Origin of the sequence: Serratia marcescens subsp. marcescens ATCC 13880 (genome assembly GCF_017299535.1) — a bacterium.
Classification (GTDB): domain Bacteria; phylum Pseudomonadota; class Gammaproteobacteria; order Enterobacterales; family Enterobacteriaceae; genus Serratia; species Serratia marcescens.
The window spans coordinates 2451437-2468466 of sequence record NZ_CP071238.1 but is presented as its reverse complement, the minus strand read 5'-3'; the positions used below and the strand labels follow the sequence as shown (position 1 = coordinate 2468466).

At 59.9% G+C, this 17030-nt stretch carries 17 protein-coding genes; 10 read left to right on the top strand and 7 right to left on the bottom strand.

All coding sequences use genetic code 11. The annotated features are described in order from the left end of the window. The first annotated feature begins 93 nt into the window (after window positions 1-93). From J0F90_RS11850 to J0F90_RS11825, 6 genes are all read left to right on the top strand, one after another. On the top strand, window positions 94-981 hold the full coding sequence (locus J0F90_RS11850; RefSeq protein WP_033640376.1) for a LysR family transcriptional regulator: 888 nt from the start codon (window positions 94-96) through the stop codon (window positions 979-981). Between the two features lie 225 nt (window positions 982-1206). Further along, entirely contained in the window at window positions 1207-2511 is a 1305-nt protein-coding gene (locus tag J0F90_RS11845) for an MmgE/PrpD family protein (protein WP_033640377.1), read from the top strand. Between the two features lie 19 nt (window positions 2512-2530). Beyond that, window positions 2531-3868, top strand: a complete 1338-nt coding sequence (locus tag J0F90_RS11840; protein WP_033640378.1) for an LLM class flavin-dependent oxidoreductase — start codon at window positions 2531-2533, stop codon at window positions 3866-3868. 17 nt (window positions 3869-3885) lie between these two features. Continuing rightward, window positions 3886-4800, top strand: a complete 915-nt coding sequence (locus tag J0F90_RS11835; protein WP_033640379.1) for an ABC transporter substrate-binding protein — start codon at window positions 3886-3888, stop codon at window positions 4798-4800. Further along, entirely contained in the window at window positions 4797-5702 is a 906-nt protein-coding gene (locus tag J0F90_RS11830; RefSeq protein WP_033640380.1) for an amino acid ABC transporter permease, read from the top strand. Before J0F90_RS11835 ends, J0F90_RS11830 begins: the two co-directional genes overlap by 4 nt. Then, window positions 5699-6460, top strand: coding sequence for an amino acid ABC transporter ATP-binding protein (locus J0F90_RS11825; protein WP_033640382.1), 762 nt, complete (start codon window positions 5699-5701; stop codon window positions 6458-6460). Before J0F90_RS11830 ends, J0F90_RS11825 begins: the two co-directional genes overlap by 4 nt. A 39-nt stretch (window positions 6461-6499) precedes the next feature. Here the strand turns inward: J0F90_RS11825 and J0F90_RS11820 are convergent, their stop codons facing one another. The 3 genes from J0F90_RS11820 to J0F90_RS11810 all read right to left on the bottom strand — a co-directional run bounded on the left by J0F90_RS11820 (window position 6500) and on the right by J0F90_RS11810 (window position 7828). Then, window positions 6500-6637: an AcrZ family multidrug efflux pump-associated protein gene (locus J0F90_RS11820; RefSeq protein WP_016927779.1), complete on the bottom strand. Its 138-nt coding sequence runs from the start codon at window positions 6635-6637 to the stop codon at window positions 6500-6502. 193 nt (window positions 6638-6830) lie between these two features. Beyond that, complete coding sequence (locus J0F90_RS11815) at window positions 6831-7301, bottom strand: Rrf2 family transcriptional regulator (RefSeq protein WP_016927780.1); 471 nt, start codon at window positions 7299-7301, stop codon at window positions 6831-6833. 131 nt (window positions 7302-7432) lie between these two features. Continuing rightward, a complete protein-coding gene (locus tag J0F90_RS11810; RefSeq protein WP_033640383.1) occupies window positions 7433-7828 on the bottom strand; it encodes a DUF427 domain-containing protein in 396 nt (131 codons plus the stop codon). Window positions 7829-8058: 230 nt separating this feature from the next. Here J0F90_RS11810 and osmB point away from each other — a divergent pair, with 230 nt between their 5' ends. Beyond that, window positions 8059-8271 carry an osmotically-inducible lipoprotein OsmB gene (osmB, locus tag J0F90_RS11805; protein WP_004940700.1) on the top strand — a complete coding sequence of 71 codons (213 nt, stop codon included), beginning with the start codon at window positions 8059-8061 and terminating at the stop codon, window positions 8269-8271. A 154-nt stretch (window positions 8272-8425) separates the two neighbouring features. Here the strand turns inward: osmB and J0F90_RS11800 are convergent, their stop codons facing one another. Beyond that, window positions 8426-10051, bottom strand: coding sequence for a methyl-accepting chemotaxis protein (locus J0F90_RS11800; RefSeq protein ID WP_392391985.1), 1626 nt, complete (start codon window positions 10049-10051; stop codon window positions 8426-8428). Window positions 10052-10389: 338 nt separating this feature from the next. Between J0F90_RS11800 and J0F90_RS11795 the strand changes: the two genes are divergently transcribed. Further along, window positions 10390-11628: a hypothetical protein gene (locus J0F90_RS11795; protein ID WP_103086402.1), complete on the top strand. Its 1239-nt coding sequence runs from the start codon at window positions 10390-10392 to the stop codon at window positions 11626-11628. Window positions 11629-11674: 46 nt separating this feature from the next. Further along, the gene (locus tag J0F90_RS11790) at window positions 11675-12073 is read left to right on the top strand and encodes an SRPBCC family protein (RefSeq protein ID WP_033640386.1); all 399 of its coding nucleotides are present in this window, start codon (window positions 11675-11677) and stop codon (window positions 12071-12073) included. Between the two features lie 6 nt (window positions 12074-12079). Here J0F90_RS11790 and J0F90_RS11785 read toward each other — a convergent pair whose 3' ends face one another. Together J0F90_RS11785 and mrdA are read right to left on the bottom strand one after the other, a co-directional pair. Then, on the bottom strand, window positions 12080-13798 hold the full coding sequence (locus J0F90_RS11785; protein ID WP_033646122.1) for a penicillin-binding transpeptidase domain-containing protein: 1719 nt from the start codon (window positions 13796-13798) through the stop codon (window positions 12080-12082). A 107-nt stretch (window positions 13799-13905) separates the two neighbouring features. After that, window positions 13906-15831, bottom strand: a complete 1926-nt coding sequence (mrdA, locus tag J0F90_RS11780) for a penicillin-binding protein 2 (protein ID WP_033640389.1) — start codon at window positions 15829-15831, stop codon at window positions 13906-13908. A 294-nt stretch (window positions 15832-16125) separates the two neighbouring features. Here mrdA and J0F90_RS11775 point away from each other — a divergent pair, with 294 nt between their 5' ends. Further along, complete coding sequence (locus tag J0F90_RS11775) at window positions 16126-16407, top strand: YjcB family protein (RefSeq protein WP_033640391.1); 282 nt, start codon at window positions 16126-16128, stop codon at window positions 16405-16407. Window positions 16408-16443: 36 nt separating this feature from the next. Here J0F90_RS11775 and J0F90_RS11770 read toward each other — a convergent pair whose 3' ends face one another. Beyond that, window positions 16444-16890, bottom strand: coding sequence for a MarR family winged helix-turn-helix transcriptional regulator (locus tag J0F90_RS11770; RefSeq protein ID WP_033640393.1), 447 nt, complete (start codon window positions 16888-16890; stop codon window positions 16444-16446). Window positions 16891-17030 lie beyond the last annotated feature (140 nt).

Sequence of the window (17030 nt, the reverse complement as noted above, 5' to 3'; positions counted from 1 at the left end):
CTGTCGCCACCGAGCATAGAGCGTGGCGATTAACGAAAAAACAGGCTAGATTTCCTTTCATAGCGGACACTCACGTCCGTAATAGGGCAAGCAATGGATAATCTGTCTGGGGTGAGCGTCTTTGTGCAGGCCGCGGAGACGCTGAGTTTCGTTGAGGCCGGGCGCGTGCTCGGCATTTCCGCTTCCGCGGTGGGGAAAAGCATCGCCCGCCTGGAAAACCGGCTGGGCACGCGCCTGTTTCACCGCAGCACGCGCAGCATGACGCTGACCGCCGAAGGCCGGCTGTTTCTGCACCGCTGTCAGCGCATTCTCGGGGAATTGGCGGCGGCGGAACGGGAAATCAGCGATACGCACAGCGCCCCGCGCGGCAAGCTGCGTGTCAGTTTGCCGCTGGTGGGCGGCCTGCTGAATCCGGTGCTGGCGGAATTTGTTCGGCGTTACCCGGAGATTGAGCTGGAAACCGATTTTTCCGACCGTCGAGTCGCGGTGATCGAAGAAGGGTTCGATGCGGTGATCCGCGTGGGCGATACCGAGGACTCTCGCTTAATGAGCCGCCAACTGGGCACGTTTCACCTACAGCTGGTGGCGGCGCCGGACTATCTGCGCCGGGCGGGAATACCCCGCCAGCCGGCAGAACTGCGCGATCACGCCTGCCTGTTATACAGATTCCCCACCACCGGCAAAGTCGAGACCTGGCCGGTGGCGGGCGGAGATAAACTGCTCGACGAAGGCCTGGGCAAGCGCACGGTATGCAATACCGTCGACACGCTGATTTACCTGGCGGAACAGGGCCTGGGCATCGCCTGCCTGCCCGATTTCGCGGTACGGGAGGCGATGGAGCAGCAGCGGCTCCAACCCGTGCTTGGCGACCAATGCCGACACAGTGGCAGTCTCAAAATCCTCTGGCCTTCCAGCAAACATCTTACACCGCGTCTCAGGGCATTTATCGACATCATGAGCGTTCGCCTTTTCTCGGCCTAAGTCCTCTACCGCGTTAGAACAAATTCAGCTTTGATTTGCACAAAAATAGCTAAATCGCAGCCTGCCGCGCCTGCCAGCAGCCCTGACGGCGGCACAGTGCCGTCGTGATATTCCATTCAGCGATATGGAAGCGCCGTTCGTTCTTTCGGGACAAAGAAAACCGCCACACAATACCTTTCACCCCGCACTCGTGCATAACCATCTATAAATTCAGGTGTTAACGCCTTGTCATTATCGATAACCGCCCAATTCGCTCATCTGATATTGAACAGCCAGCCGGATCAAACCGCTCTGTCAGCCGCTCGCCGCGGCGTGAAAGATTACTTCGCCTGCGCATTGCCGATTGCCCGCGGGGCGTTGAGCGATGCCGGTCTGGCAGCGATCGGCACGACGTTTCCGCCGAACGGCAGTGAGAACCGCGCATTGCGCTATGGCTATGTCAGCCACTCGTTGGACTTCGATGATTACCATCCTGCGCTGCGTGGCCATCCGAGCACCGTAGTGCTCTCCGCCCTGCTGGCGCTGAACGGTGAGAGTGACAATGTCACTGAACTGTTAACCGCCTATGTCATCGGCGTAGAGGCCGCCGGCCGGCTGGGATTGGCCGCTGGCACGCAACATTACGTGCTGGGTTTTCACAGCACCGCCACACTGGGCGCGGTCGCCGCCTGCGCCGCCGTGGCGCGTTATCTGCAGCTTGACCAGCGGCAAACGCAGATTGCTCTCGGCCTGGCGGCCACCCAGGCGGCGGGCCTGCGCAGCCAGTTCGGTTCGGCGGCCAAACCGCTGCACGCCGGCCTGGCGGCACGCAACGCGGTCAACGCCGCCCTGCTGGCTCAGGCCGGTTTCATCGGCCAACCGGAGGGCGTGCTGGACAGCCTGCTGGCTTCCCACGGCGACGGCCGGCAAAAACCGGAATGCCTGACCGCCGGCTGGGGCACGCCCTGGCGCATCCTGCAGCCGGGGCTGGAGTTCAAGCGCTACCCGACCTGCGGTGGCACTCACAGCGCGGCCGAGGCGGCGCTCGCCCTGCGCGAGCGGCTGCTGGAACAAGGCGACGCCCTTGCAGAGATCGCCCTGGTTGAGGTCAGTTTTCCGCCCGGCGCAGATACCGCGCCCTATATTCGCCAACCGGCCACCGGTGTGGAAGCGCGCTTTAGCCTCGAATACGTCATCGCCGATGCGCTATACCACGGCGAGGTCACGCTGACGCATTACGGCGAACAGCCGGTCGATGCGGCTATCGCCGCCCTGGCGGCAAAAGTTGAGCGCCATGCCGATCCCGCGGCCCCGCCGGACGCGCTCGATCCGGAGATGCGCTTCCATCGCCTGACCCTGACGCTGCAGGACGGAAGGCAAATAAGTGACATAGTCACAAGAAAGCAAACCGCCGCCCGGCCGACAGACCTCGACGCCAAGCTGCGCGCCATTTTGCAGCTGCTTCCGGGCCTCGAAGGCGAGAGCGTTATCCGCGACTGCGCGCTTATGTCCCCTGGCGCGCTGCCGCGACTGATTGCATTGTTAAATTAATAATAAAACAGGAATAACTATGAGTACTTCACCTTCAACACCATCGCGCCAACTCCGTCTCGGCCTGTTCGTTCAGGCGCTGGGGCACCACATCGGGGGATGGCGCGCAGAAGGCGCCAGCGGTTCACCGACCGATATCGACTGGTTCACCTGGATCGCAAAAAAAGCCGAAGAAGGCACCTTCGATATGTTCTTCGTCGGCGACGCGTTGGCAACCAGCGTGCACCGCCTGCCCTCGACGATGTCACGCCTGGAGCCGCTGACGCTGCTGGCGGCGCTGGCGGTCAATACCCGCCATATCGGGCTGGCGGCGACCGCCTCCACCACGTTCGATCAACCTTTCCACCTGGCGCGCGCCATGACCTCCATCGACCATATCAGCCACGGCCGTGCCGCCTGGAACGTGGTGACCTCATTCTCCAGCGATGCGGCGCGCAACTTCAGCCGTGAAGATCTGCCGTCGCACGCCGAACGCTATGAAGTGGCGCGGGAATTCCTCGAGGCCAGCTACAAACTGTGGGACGGCTGGGAAAAAGACGCCATCGTGCGCGACAAGCAAAATGGCGTGTACGCCATCGACGAGAAAATCCACGCCGCCAACCATAAGGGCAAGCATTTCTCGGTGCAGGGCCCGCTGAACATTTCCCGCTCGCCGCAGGGGCGGCCAGTGATCATTGAGGCCGGCTCTTCCCCGGCCGGCCAACAGCTGGCGGCGGAAACCGCCGAAGTGGTGTTCACCGCCGCCGCCAGCCTGGAAGAAGGACAGGCTTTCTACCGCAGCCAGAAAAAATACGTGGCCGACGCCGGCCGCAACCCGGACCACCTGCTGATCCTGCCAGGTGTGATGCCGATTGTCGGCCGTACCAAAGAAGAAGCGCAGGAAACCTGGTATCAGCTGAATCAACTGGTGGATATCGATAACGGCATTGAGCAGTTATCGGCGCGCTTTGGTTTCGATTTAAGCGATTACCCGCTGGACGGCCCGGTGCCGAACGTGGGCGCCACCGAAGGCGGCCAAAGCCGCGTGAAACTGCTGACCGATCTGGCCGCGCGGGAAAACCTGACGCTGCGCGAGCTGGCGGCCGTCGCGGCCGGTTCGCGCGGCCACCGCGTGGTGGTAGGCACCGCCGAAGAGATCGCCGACGACTTCCAGCTGTGGCTGGAACAGCAAGGCGCAGACGGCTTCAACATCATGCCGGCGGTGTTGCCTAACCAGCTGGAACTGTTCGTCGAGCTGGTGATCCCGGAGCTGCGCCGCCGTGGCCTGTTCCGTGAAGAGTATCAGCATGCAACCCTGCGTGAAAACCTGGGTCTGCCGGAACCGGCAATCAACTTCGCTAACGTAAAATCGGCTTAATCCGCAGGGAAATCATGATGAAAACCACATTCAAACGTACCGTACTGTCCCTGCTGTTGGCTTCCTCCACGCTGGCGCCGTTGGCCGCAGCTCATGCCGCTGAAGGCGATGTTCCCTTCAAGGCGGCGGTGAAAGCTGCCGCCGATCCGGCGCTGCACGACAGCCTGCCTGACGCTATCAAAAAGGCCGGCTATATCGTTGCCGGCACCAACCCGAACACCCCGCCGACCACCTTTTACCAGGCGGACAACAAAACGCTGGCCGGGCGTGAAATCGACGTGATGAGCGCGATTGCCGATCGCCTGGGCGTGGCGATCCACTGGAAGGACACCGGCGGTTTCGACAACATCATCCCCGGCCTGAAGTCCGGCCGTTATGACGTCGCGCTGGCCAACATTGACGCCAACAAAAAGCGCTTCCAGCAAGTGGACTTCGTCGGCTATTACAACGCTTCCAAGCTGGCCTTGATCGCCCGCAAAGACGCTGCGCTTGGCCCTTACACCGAGCTGGCCCAGCTGTGCGGCCAGACCGTCGGCGCCGGCGCAGGCACCTCGCAGATCACCCGCCTGCAGCAGGCCAGCGATCAATGCGTCGCCGCCGGCAAGCCGGCCATCACCATGCCGATCTTCCCGGATCGCCCGGCCGGGGTGCAGGCGGTGATCAGCGGCCGCGTGCCGATGTTTTTCGGCCCGTATGAAGGGTTGCGCTACCAGGCCACCCACGTTAAACCGCTGACGCTGGCCGGTGATATCAACATCGACGGCACCACGGTGGCCATCGCCCTGCCGAAAGGCTCCGAACTGGTGAAACCGGTGCAGGCGGCGCTGAATTCTCTGATCGCCGACGGCAGCTACCAGAAAATCCTCGACGGCTGGGATATCGGTTTTGGTGCCGTGAAAACCGCCGGCATCAATGAAGAGATCGCAAAATGAGTGGGCAACACCCTGTCGACGACGCGGAACTGAGCATCGTCGGCCACCGGCATTACGGGCGCTGGCTCAGCGCCCTGGTTGTGCTGCTGATCGTCGGCGTTATCATCAATTCCATGCTGCACAACCCGCGCTTTGAATGGTCGGTGGTGGCGGAAAATCTGACCGAGGCGTCCATCCTCAACGGCGTGCTCATGACGCTGAAGCTGACGGTGATTTCGGTGGTGTTCGGCTTCGCCGGCGGCGTGCTGCTGGCGCTGATGCGCCTGTCGGCCAATCCGGTATTGGTGGCGGTAAGCTGGTTCTACACCTGGTTCTTCCGTGCGGTGCCGATGCTGGTGCAGCTGTTCCTGTGGTACAACATCGCCGCGCTTTATCCGCGCATCAGCTTGTGGATCCCGTTTCTGGGCGAAGTCGCCAGCGCGCCGACCAATACCCTTATCAGCACCTTCAGCGCGGCGGTGATCGCGCTGGTGATGCATCAGTCGGCCTATGCGGCGGAGATCGTGCGCGCAGGCATCCAAAGCGTCGGCAGCGGCCAGCTGGAAGCCGCCAAAGCGCTGGGTTACCGTCGTGGGCAAATCCTGTGGCGCGTGGTATTGCCGCAGGCGATGCGCACCATCCTGCCGCCGGCGGGCAATGAGGTGATCGGGCAGTTGAAAACCACCGCGGTGGTGTCGGTGATTGCCCTGCAGGACGTGCTGTATTCGGCGCAGATCATTTACCAACGCACCTACGAGGTCATCCCGCTGCTGCTGGTCGCCACCCTGTGGTATCTGGCCATGACTTCGATTCTGTCGATTGGCCAATACTACGTGGAGCGCTATTTTGGCCGCGGCACGCAGGCAACGCGCAGCGGCGGGTTCTTCCTCAACCGCAAAGCCCCTCAGGGAGGTGAACAATGAGCGCATCCATCCACATCAACCGGGTGCGGAAATTCTTTTCCGGCACCGAAGTGTTGAAAAACATCAGCCTGACCATTCCGGCGGGTTCAGTGACGGTGATCCTCGGCCCTTCCGGCTCCGGCAAATCCACCCTGTTGCGCTGCATCAACCACCTGGAAAAGCTGGACGGCGGCACCATTCGCGTTGGCGAACAGCTGATCGGCTATCGTCAAAAAGGCCGGCATCTGTACGAGCTGAAAGAAGCCGAGGTGGCCGAACAGCGTAAAAGCATCGGCATGGTATTTCAGCAGTTCAACTTGTTTGCGCACCGCACCGTGTTGCAAAACGTCAGCGACGCGCCGCAGCGGGTGAAAAAGGAAAAAAAAGCCGAGGCGCAGGAACGGGCGAAGCAGTTGCTCGCCCGCGTCGGGTTGGAACATCGCATCAACGCCTGGCCGCGTGAACTGTCCGGCGGCCAGCAGCAACGCGTCGCCATCGCCCGCGCGCTGGCGATGAACCCGCAGGTGTTGCTGTTTGATGAACCGACTTCCGCCCTCGATCCTGAATTGGTTGGCGAAGTGCTGCAGGTGATGAAAGACTTGGCGCATTCGGGCATGACGATGGTGGTGGTCACGCATGAAATCGGCTTCGCCCGCGAAGTGGCCGACCAGATTGTCTTTATGGATCAGGGAAAGGTGGTTGAAACGGGCAGCGTGCAGCAGGTTCTGGACGCGCCGGGACATGAGAGGACGCGCAACTTCCTGGCGACGGTATTGTAACCCTACGTCAGGGGGCGTTGCGTCCCCTGACGTTCAAATTCAGCCGTTATTTTTTCGGCCGATAGCGGAAAAGACGTTGAACACTTCACCCAGACCGTAAATCGCGCCGAGCAAGACGGCCACCATTACCGGCACCAGGACCACCACGGTGGCCAAGCTTTCAATCATTTCTAACATCGTTTTCTCCTGGTTTATAAGCACAGCGAATCTGCGCCGGAAGAAAAGGTTTCCGGCCAATCGATCGATTATCGTGGGGAGGCAGTCTAAAACGTGAGCCACATCACACTTGATGCGAGCTAATGTAACTTACACAATTACATTAACGCAATGCAAAAAATGCTCTGCGGGAAGACGGAATTGGCGTGGGTTTTTATTGCGTATCCGCTTGATATTGCGATGAACAAGGGACGAAAGGATAGCCGGCTTGCCGCTCGACCTGCCCGGCCATTTCGGCGATGCTGGTTTGCGCCAGGCTGGCTTCCAGCGCGTGACCAACGCGCGCAAACTCTTGCTCCAGCACTGGGGTAATAGCGTGGCCGATATAACACGCATCGTTAGGCCGGGCGCGGTGCAGCATGAAATAAGGTTGATCCTCCACCGCGCGATACACGTCCAGCAGCGAGATCGCTTCTGCCGGCCGCGCCAGCAGCGCCCCGCCGCCTTGCCCCATCTGCGAATAGGTCAGCCCGGCCTCCGCCAGCGCGCCGAGGATCCGCCGCACCACCGTCGGGTTTGTGTTGACGCTGCGCGCGATATCTTCGGAACGCACCGTCTGGCCACGACACAGCGTGATGTTGGTCAGAATATGGATGGCAACGGCAAATCGCGTAGAGGTAGACACCTTGGCACCTGCTCAGAGTTTCGTTTATGTCGGATTAAAACATAAGGAAAGCGTATCAGTCTCCAGTAATACACATAATGAGTAGGGATAAGCGGAATGTCAACCTGCCCCCGCCCGACGGCGGCGGCTGGTCAGGCTTCAGTACTGATTTCTGTCACTTTATCGGGATAAAATGCCAGATTATCCTTGATCGCCACCACGGCGTTGTAAGGCATTTCATAGCTCCAGGCCGTATTGGCCCCCTGCTCGCCGTTCAGCGCGAAGGTGAAATAACTGCAGTCGCCCTTATACGGGCAGTAGCTGACGTGCTCGTTTTTCTGCAACAGCGCCATATTCACGTCCTCACGCGGAAAGTAAAACACCGGCGGATAGGTGGCTTCCTGCAGGATGAGCGCATTACGACTGTCGGCCAGGATTTTCCCGGCAGCACGCACCACGACTCGCGTCGGATGACGGGTCAAGGTGATCGGGTGATCCGGGCCGGGGATTTTCACCGGTTTGCCGGATGCGGAAACGAGATCGGACATGGCGGCCTCCAGAGTGTGTGCCCCGCCCCCGCGAGGCGTCTTCCCAGTATAGACCAGCGGTTTTGTCGGCGGCCGCACATTCGGCGAGCAATCGCTTTTCACCGCCGCAAAATTAAGAATTTTTACCTGTTCGATTTTCTTTCTGAGGAATACATTCATCCCAACTTCTACCGGCGGGTTAATCGGATTATTTTTAATCCATTAATCAGCCAATTTACCAGGAACTCATTATGAATATTAAACGTGCCGCAGGTGTGTTGGTGGTGGTGATGGCGACGCTTTCCGTTACCGCATGTGGGCATATGTCCAATCGCGATCGCAACACGGCGATCGGCGCGGGCGTCGGCGCGGTCGGCGGCGCTGTGCTGACCGACGGCAGCACGCTGGGCACCCTCGGCGGCGCAGCGCTGGGCGGCATTATCGGCCACCAGACCAGCCGTTAATCCTCCCGTTAAAATAATTCTCTGCAGGCCGGCGCTTTTTTAATCCACAAGCGCCGGCCTGTTTTTATTTATCGAAATAACGTCCCTCAGCGCGGGGAAATAATGAATAACATTAAGCGCAGCTTTATTATTCATTAACCCGCGCCAGGGTTATTTATTGCACAGGCAGCCTGAAACGCGCCATCGCTTTTTCCAAGCGTTCCGATTCGCCCTGCAGCGACTGCGAAGCCTCGGTCACCGCGCTCACCACGTCGCCGGTTTGCTGCGCCACCTGATTCAGCGTCGCAATGCGCGCCGTCACGGCCTGAATGCTCTCCCCTTGATTGAACGACGCCAACGAGATTTCCCCCATCAGCGCGCTGCATTTGTTCACCAGATCGATAATCTGGCGCAGATTGCCCGTCAGAAGTTCGACCGCCTGCGATCCTTGATCGATTTGCAGCAGCGAACGGTTGATCAACTGTTGGATATCGCGCGTCGAATGGCTGCTTTTTTGCGCCAGCAGGCCCACCTCTTTGGCTACGATGGCAAAGCCGCGGCCGTGAACGCCGGCATGCGCGGCCTCGATCGCCGCATTCAGCGCCAGAATATGGGTCTGGAACGCCACGCTGTCGATCAGCGCGACAATGCCGCGCATCTCGGCCGATTGGTTGACGATCCCGTGCATCGAAACGTTGACGGTTTGCATCATCTGCTCACCGGCGCCGGCGCACTGCCGGGCCAATTCGGTTCGTTGGCTGGCCTGCTGGGCGTATTGGCCGTTTTCTTCCACCCGCGCCGCCAGCTGCTGCACGTGCTCGGTCGCCAACTGCAATTCCCCGTCCTGCTTCGCCGACTGCGCCGTCAACTGTCGATTGCCGCCCGCCAGCCGCTCGACGCCGTTCAGGATCCCGCTCGCCGCATCGCGCACCTCGCTTACCAGGCGCTGCAAGCCGCTTTGCATATGGCCAATGCTGGTCTGCAGCTGACGCATCTCGCGGTTCAACGCCCGCTCAGGCGGCAGCGGCCGCGAAAGATCGCCGGCGGCCAGCACGTTGAGGTGGACAATTGCCCGCTGCAGCGGTGCTATCACCCAGCGAGCGACGCCGAACCACACCCCCACGGCGATCAGCGCCAGCGCGGCCAATGCGCCAAGCGCAAAGGTTTTGGCCTGCTCCAGCGCCGCCAATTGCCGCACGTTGACGTCATCGCCACGCTGTTCGTTCAGCGCCTGATACGCGAGGTACTTTTCGTTGAAATCCGCCTGAAACGCCTGGATCGGCACGGCGAAAAACGCATCGATGCTGGCGCTGTTTTGCAACCCTTGCGCCTGTTCCTTCAGGCCGTCATAGAACAGGCGATAACTGTCTTTCAGGGCGCCCGTCGCTTCGGGCGCAGCCGCGCTCAAGCGCTCGAACCGGGCAAAGGCCTGCTTTGAAGCCGCCAACGCCGCCAACGATTCATCCAGCAGGCTATGCCAACTGCCGTCGGAGCCGGTGACTTTGTCCTGCAGATAATAGATGCCCGCGCGGTTCAGGCTGTCGCTGGCCGTCAGCAGCGACAGTCTGGCGCGATCCATTGTCGCCTGCTGGCGATGCAACCCGTCGCCCGTCACCAGGTTAACCTTGGCGTCGCGCAGAATATTGGAAATAAATACGGTGGAAAACAATTGCAGCAGAGAAAATAGCGCAATAACGCAAATTACGCCGCCTAATAAGCCCATGCTCTTGCCGATGCCAAATGCGTGCGGCAGCGCTGCCGCAGGTTTTGCCCGGCGGCCAAGTGTCAGTTTTATGTTCATGATTTTTAGTCAGTGATACCAGGATGCCGCGAGTCTAACGGGCATTGATGACACCACTATTTCAGCTTGCTTTGTGTCGCCCACCGCCAACCAGGGCGACCCAATAATCGGAATTTCTCGTCAAGGCTCATTTTTATTTCTTGACTTGTTTAATACCGGATTTATAGTTTTTCCATTAAACAAGAAACAAAGTTTCATATATTAATCGACGGCGAATTTAATATATGAAACGCACATATAAAATCGTCTCAAATATAAAACTGATGAGCAAAATCACCCTATTCACAGGTGAAATTCGCTCGCCTTAATAAACCGTCTACTTTCACCAGGGGCCAGGCATGCGCAAGATCACGCTTTGTTTTTTTCTTGTTTCACCCGTGAGTTACGCGACCGCCGTCGCATTGCCCAGCGACGCCGCTGCCACCATGGCGCCGGTAAAAAAAAGCCGCCCGGCATTTCCGCATATTCATTGGCAAAGCGAGGATAATAAAAAGAATATTGATATCGGCGGCGCGCTGCGCGCCAATTATCGCTATGAAGACTGGCGCAGCAGCAATTATCGAAATCCTCCGCATTTACGCTTTGACGCCTTTCGCATTGATACCGCCGGCCAGGTCAACGACGCGTTTTTCGATAGCGGATTCTGGTTTCAGGATCGGCGCAAATACGCCATCGACCGCGCCTATATCGGCTACCGCCTGTCTGAGCGCTCCACCGTGCAACTGGGCGCGCCGTTCAAACCGTTCGGCCTGATGCCCTACCCGCAGTTCGGCTGGTCGTACGGCATTCCGTTTTACCTCGGCTTTGGCGTCAACACCGGACTCGGCGCCAAATACCAATATCAGTATGACGATTGGGCCTTCGACGCCGCCTACTACCCGCGCATGATGCCAACCGGCGTGCGTTACGCCCCCGACGTCGCCAGCTACGACGATCTGAAAAACACCAACTATGCGTCACAGCACCTGCAGCGCAACGAAAAACGCGATCAGATAAACCTGCGGCTGAGGCGCACTTTCCACCAGGGCGGCTGGGACAATGAGCTCGGCGGTTCGCTGGCGGCCTCGCGGCTCTACAACCAGGCGACCGGCGATAACGGCAGCTTCTGGGCGGCGGGCCTGCATACGCTGGTGAATAACGATCCCTGGCATCTGTCCGGCCAGCTGATCCGCTACGGTTACGACGCCAAAGGCCCGGCCGGGGCCAACAATTCGGTGATCCTGATGGGCGGCAACGGCCTGACGCCGGCCTATCTGATCCCGTCGCAGGCCACCACCGCCGCCATCAACCTGGCGCGCGACGTCGACGTACCCTGGGGGCCGGTGAAAAAGCTGCGCTTCTACAACGACTACAGCGTGCTCTGGAAGGATAAGCACGGCGGTTCCGACTCCAAAATGAATACGCTCGGGGTGCAGGTGTTCGCCATGCCGGTGATGCTGTGGGTGGATCTGACCTGGGCGCAGAACGCCAACCCGTGGGGCGGCGTGGAAAACGCCACCGGCTGGACCGGCACCCAGTCCTCCGGCAGCAATAAATGGTATTTTCGCACCAACGTAAACATCGGTTACTACTTCTGAGCGCGGCGGGATCTACACTGAAGTATCGCCGTCAACCGGAGAAATCATGATGCTGAGCGCGCAAACGCTGCATGTCGCCATCAACCGCCCCTGTGACGAGGTGTACGCCTTTCTCAGCCGCCCGGAAAACTTCCCGTTGTGGGCCAGGGGGTTAGCCAACAGCTTACGGCGGGAAGGGGAAGATTGGGTGGCAAACACCCCACAAGGGCCGATCCGCATTCGCTTCAGCGCGCCGAATGCCTTCGGCGTGCTGGATCATTGGGTGACGCTACCGGACGGCGGCGTGGTCTACGTGCCGCTGCGCGCGCTCGCCAACCGGCGCGGCACCGAGGTGATCTTCACCCTGTTCCGCCAGCCGGAGATGGACGACGCGCTGTTCGCCCGCGACGTCGGGCTGGTGAACGCCGATCTGCAGGCGCTGAAGCGCCTGCTGGAATCGCGCTAATCCCCCTTACCCCTTGACCGACGACACCACGTTAAGCGGCTGGGCGTCCGGCAGAAAATTCATGTGCTCCAGCACCTGGGCCATGATCTTGCCGAACACCGGCCCAGCCACCGAACCGCCGAAGTGCTTGCCGGCTTTCGGGTTGTTGACCATCACCACCAGCGCCACCTGCGGATCGCTGGCCGGCGCCACGCCGGCGGTGTAGTTGATGTAGCCGCCGTCGTATTTGCCGCTGGGGCCCATTTTCTCGGCGGTACCGGTTTTGATCGCCAGCCGATAGCCCGGCACCGCGGCGCTCACCCCGCTGCCGCCCGGCAAGGCGTCGCTCTCCATCATATGCACCACGGATCGTACCGTATCCGCCGGCAGAATACGTTGCCCCATTACCGGCGGCGTCACCTTGGTGATCGACAGCGGCCGATAAATGCCGAAGGAACCGATAGCGGCATATTCGCGCGCCATCTGCAGCGGCGTCACGCGCAGCCCATAGCCGAAGGAGAAGGTAGCGCGTTCGATATCGGCCCAGCGTTCACGGTGCTGCGGCAGATAGCCGCTGCTCTCGTTGCCGATGCCAAGCTCGGTCGGCCGCCCCAGGCCAAAGCTGCGGTAGACCGCCGGCAGCACCGTGGCCGGCAGCGCCAGCGCAATATGCGATACCGCGATGTCGCTCGATTTTTGCAGCACGCCGGTGATGGTCAGTTTCGACCAGTGGCCGACGTCTTTGATCAGGTGACCGTTCACCCGATACGGCGTGGTGTCCAGCACGGTATCCGGCCGGATCAGCTTATGTTCCAACCCCACCATCACCACCACCGGTTTCACCGTCGAACCCGGTTCGAAGCTGTCGCTGCTGCACACGTTGCGGATATCTTTCGCCGGCGTGCTGCCATAGTTGTTCGGGTTGAACGACGGATAGCTGGCCATGCCGAGGATTTCGCCGGTGTCGATCTTGACCAGCACCGCACAGCCGGAGTCGGCCTGGTTAGCCACCACGCCGTCGCGGATCTGCGCATAGAGCACGTACTGGATAAATTTGTCGATGCTGAGCGTCACGTTCGGCGGCGGCACCGGATCCACGCTTTTGAGCACGCCGATCACCGCGCCGCTGCCATCCTTCTGATAGACCCGCAGGCCGTTTTTTCCCTGCAACAGCGGGTTGAACCCCAGCTCGATGCCCTCCAGCCCCTGATTGTCCTGGCCGACGATGCCGATCAGCCCGGCGGCATCCTGGCCCATCGGATAAAAGCGGCTGAAATCCTGCTCGGCGCTGACGCCGGTCAGGTGCAGTTTGCTGATGTAGGCGGCGTTGTCGTCCTCCACCTTACGCGCCAGGTAGACAAAACGTTTGTGCGCGTTGCTCTGGATCAGATGCTGGATGTCCACCAGCGGGATCTTCAGCACGTTGGCCATGCTCTGCCAGCGTTCGTTGCCGGTATCGGTCTGGGTATCGAGAATATGCTTCGGATCCAGCACGATGTCTTTGGACGACACGCTGACCGCCAGCGCCTCATCGTTGCGATCGGTGATCATGGCGCGGTTGGTCGGCACCACCTGGGTGCGGATCGAACGCTGGTCAGCCTGATTGGCCAACTGCTGGTGTTCCAGCAGTTGCAGGTAGCCGACCCTGAACGCCAACAGAAAAAAACAGACCAGCATGCCGGCGCAAATCCAGCCGAAACGAACTGTGGAATAGGTTTTACCGCTCTTTTTGGTCGATGGCGCCACTGTTGTGTTAACCCTGCGTTTTTATTCAGTTTATGGTGTTATTTCAGTCTACCTTGCCGGAAATGGTCAGGAGATTGCAGTTTGTAAGAAAGTAAAAACAAACCGCATCACCGTTGCACATCCGCGCTGTCGTTTAACTGCGGTTTACTTTGCGGCGTATCGCCGGGCTGTGGCGCGTTGGCCGGGTCAAAAATGTGGTCGAGGATCGCGCGCGCGGTCGGCCCCGCCACCACGCCATCGCCGCCGCCGTTTTCCAGGATCAGCGCCATCGCCACCCGGGGATTTTTGTAGGGCGCAAACAGCGTATAAAAGATGTGATCGCGCAGCCGCACCGGGATCATTTTGGCGTTGTAAGTCTGGTTTTGCTTCAGGCTGAACACTTGCGAGGTGCCGGATTTGGCGGCGATCTGATACGGCGCGGTATGGAACAGCTTGTAACCGGTGCCGTTCGGCAAGTTGGCCATGCCGTACATGCCGTTGCGCACGATGCCCCAGTAAGGCGAGTTGGGATCGCCGATCTGCGCCGCTTGCGCCGGCGGCTGGTAGCGCGTCACCCGGTTGCCCTGCTGCAGCGAATACAGCAGGTGCGGCGTTTTCACCTTGCCGTTGTTGAGCAGCGTGGTCAACGCTTTTACCATCTGGATCGGCGTCGCCACCCAATACCCCTGGCCGATGCCCACCGAGACCGTATCCCCCTGATACCAGCCCTTTTTGTGCACTTTCAGTTTCCAGTCTCGGCTCGGCAGCACGCCGCGGTACTCTTCGTTCAGATCGATGCCGGTGGACTGACCGTAGCCGAATTGGCTCAGCCAATGGTGAATGCGATCGATGCCCATCTCATACGCCACCTGATAAAAGAAGGTATCGGCGGACTCCTCAATCGCTTTGGTGACATTGAGCATGCCGTGGCCGGTTTTCAGCCAGTCGCGGTAACGGCGCTCGGTGCCGGGCAGCGTCCAGGTCGGCGCGCCGAAAAAGGTGGTGGTGGGCGTGATCACCCCGGCGAACAGCGCCGAAACGGCCATATAGGGCTTCACCGTGGAAGCCGGCGGGTACAACCCTTGGGTAACGCGGTTGATGAGCGGCAGCTCCGGATTGCTCAACAACGTTTTATAGGCCTGATAGCCGATGCCTTTGACGAAGGGATTGGGATCGTAACTGGGGCTGGAGACCATCGCCAGAATGCCGCCGTCGCGCGGATCTTCCACCACCACCGCGGCGCGTTGCCCCTTTAGCACCGATTCAATGTACTGCTGCAGCGGCAGATCCAGCGTCAGGTAAATGTTTTTGCCGGCCTGCGGCGGCTGCTCCTTCAGCAGCCGGATCACCCGCCCGTGGTTATCCACTTCCACCTCCTGATAGCCGGTGGTGCCGTGCAGCTCTGACTCGTAATAGGCTTCGATGCCCTGTTTGCCGATGTTGCGGTCGGCGGCGTAGTTTTCGCTCAGGCCGGCCTTGTCCAGGCGCTTGAGATCGCTGTCGTTGATCTTCGACACATAGCCCAGCACGTGCGCCAGCTGAGCGCCGTAAGGATATTCACGCTGTTGATAGGTATCGATTGTTACCCCGTCGAAACGGTATTGATTGACGGCAAAACGCGCCACCTCGGTGTCGCTCAGCCCGGTTTTTAGCGTCACCGGCTTGTAGCGGCTGTTGTGGTGCATATCGTCGCGAAACGCGCTGATGTCTTCCGGCGTCAGATCGACGATCGGCGTCAGCGCCTGCAGCAGCGCCGCCATGTCGGTGATTTTGCTGGGCGTGATCTCGATACGATACAGTGTCACGTTTCGCACCAGCGGAGTGCCGTTGCGATCGAAGATTAACCCGCGGCTGGGAGCGAGCGGCAGCATCTTGATGTCGTTCTGGTTGGAGCGCGTCTGGTAAAAACCATGCTGGCGGATTTGCAGCCGGTAGAGATTGGCGATCAGCACGCCGAAACAGGCCACCACCAGCGCCAGCGCCACGCCCGCCCGGCGGATGAACAGCCTCTCTTCCGCGGAATGATCGCGAATTTTTTCTTTTAACAGGGCCATGCGGTGCCGGTACCTTTTGCGTCACATTTCCCCGCAAAATCAGGGAACTGAAAAGCCGGCAAGCATAGCGTTATCGGGCGCGCCGCCCCATGAAAAGGTTGCTAATGAAATGGCATAACTGTTTCAGCATATTGGAATGTTACCGGCGGCGATTTTTTCACCGCGATCCCCATTGAGCCGCCGTTCGCCTCAATGCTACAATGTGATCTAAATCACATTATTCCCGTTATTCCCCCGCATTTCCCTGTCGGCGCCCTGCCGGATGCGGCTTTTTGTTACATAGGATCGAGTTCGATGAGTACCATTGCCACCGGTTTAGTCATGATGCGCTGGGAGTTGCTGAGCGCCGTGATGATGTTCTTCGCCAGCCAGTTAAACGTCGTTTGCCGTAAAACCAGCCGCAACGGCATGGCGTTCATGTTCAGCAGCCTGGGCCTGTTTACCGCCTGCTGGTTCGTGATGGGCCTGATGGGCATCCACCTTACCCTGGAAGCCTTCACCCACTTCTGGTCATCGGCCTGGGATCGCTACGTGGACGTGGTCAGCACCATGCCGGTCGATTGGCCGATGCCGTAATCTCACCGCGGAGGCGGCGTACCGGCCGCCCAGCGATTATTCCTCGTCCGTTGGCGCCGCCGCCAGCCGCGCCATCAACGCCCCCGCCTCAATCAACAGCGCCTGCTCCCGCTCCGTTAAACAGCTCTCCATCGCCGCCAGCAGCCACGCCTCGCGCCGGCTGCGGCTTTGCTGCAGCAGGCCCAGCCCGGCGGGCGTCAGGCGCACCCGCACCCGGCGTTTGTCTTCGGCATCCGGCGTGCGCACCAGCAGCCCATCGGCTTCCAGCTCGCGCAACGCGGCCGCCAGGTTAGAAGAGCGCATGCGCTCCGATTCCGCCAGCAGCGACGGCGTCGCCTCGCCACCGTGGCGATCGATAGCCCCCAACAGCATCAGCTGGGCCCAGGATTTTTCGTCGCTGCGCGACTCGCGCCGCAAACGGCGCACCAGCGACATTAACTGCGTGCGCAGCAGCGTCACGTCTTCAGGGTGATCTTTTTTCATTGGCATCAATCTAGCGTTCAGTTTATCCCTGCTTTCACACCACCGGATCGCGCAGTGCCCTGCCTGGCTACCGCGTCGCTCTGGCTTAACCTAATTACCTATGATAATATAGCTATTAATATATAGCAAAAAAGACACTG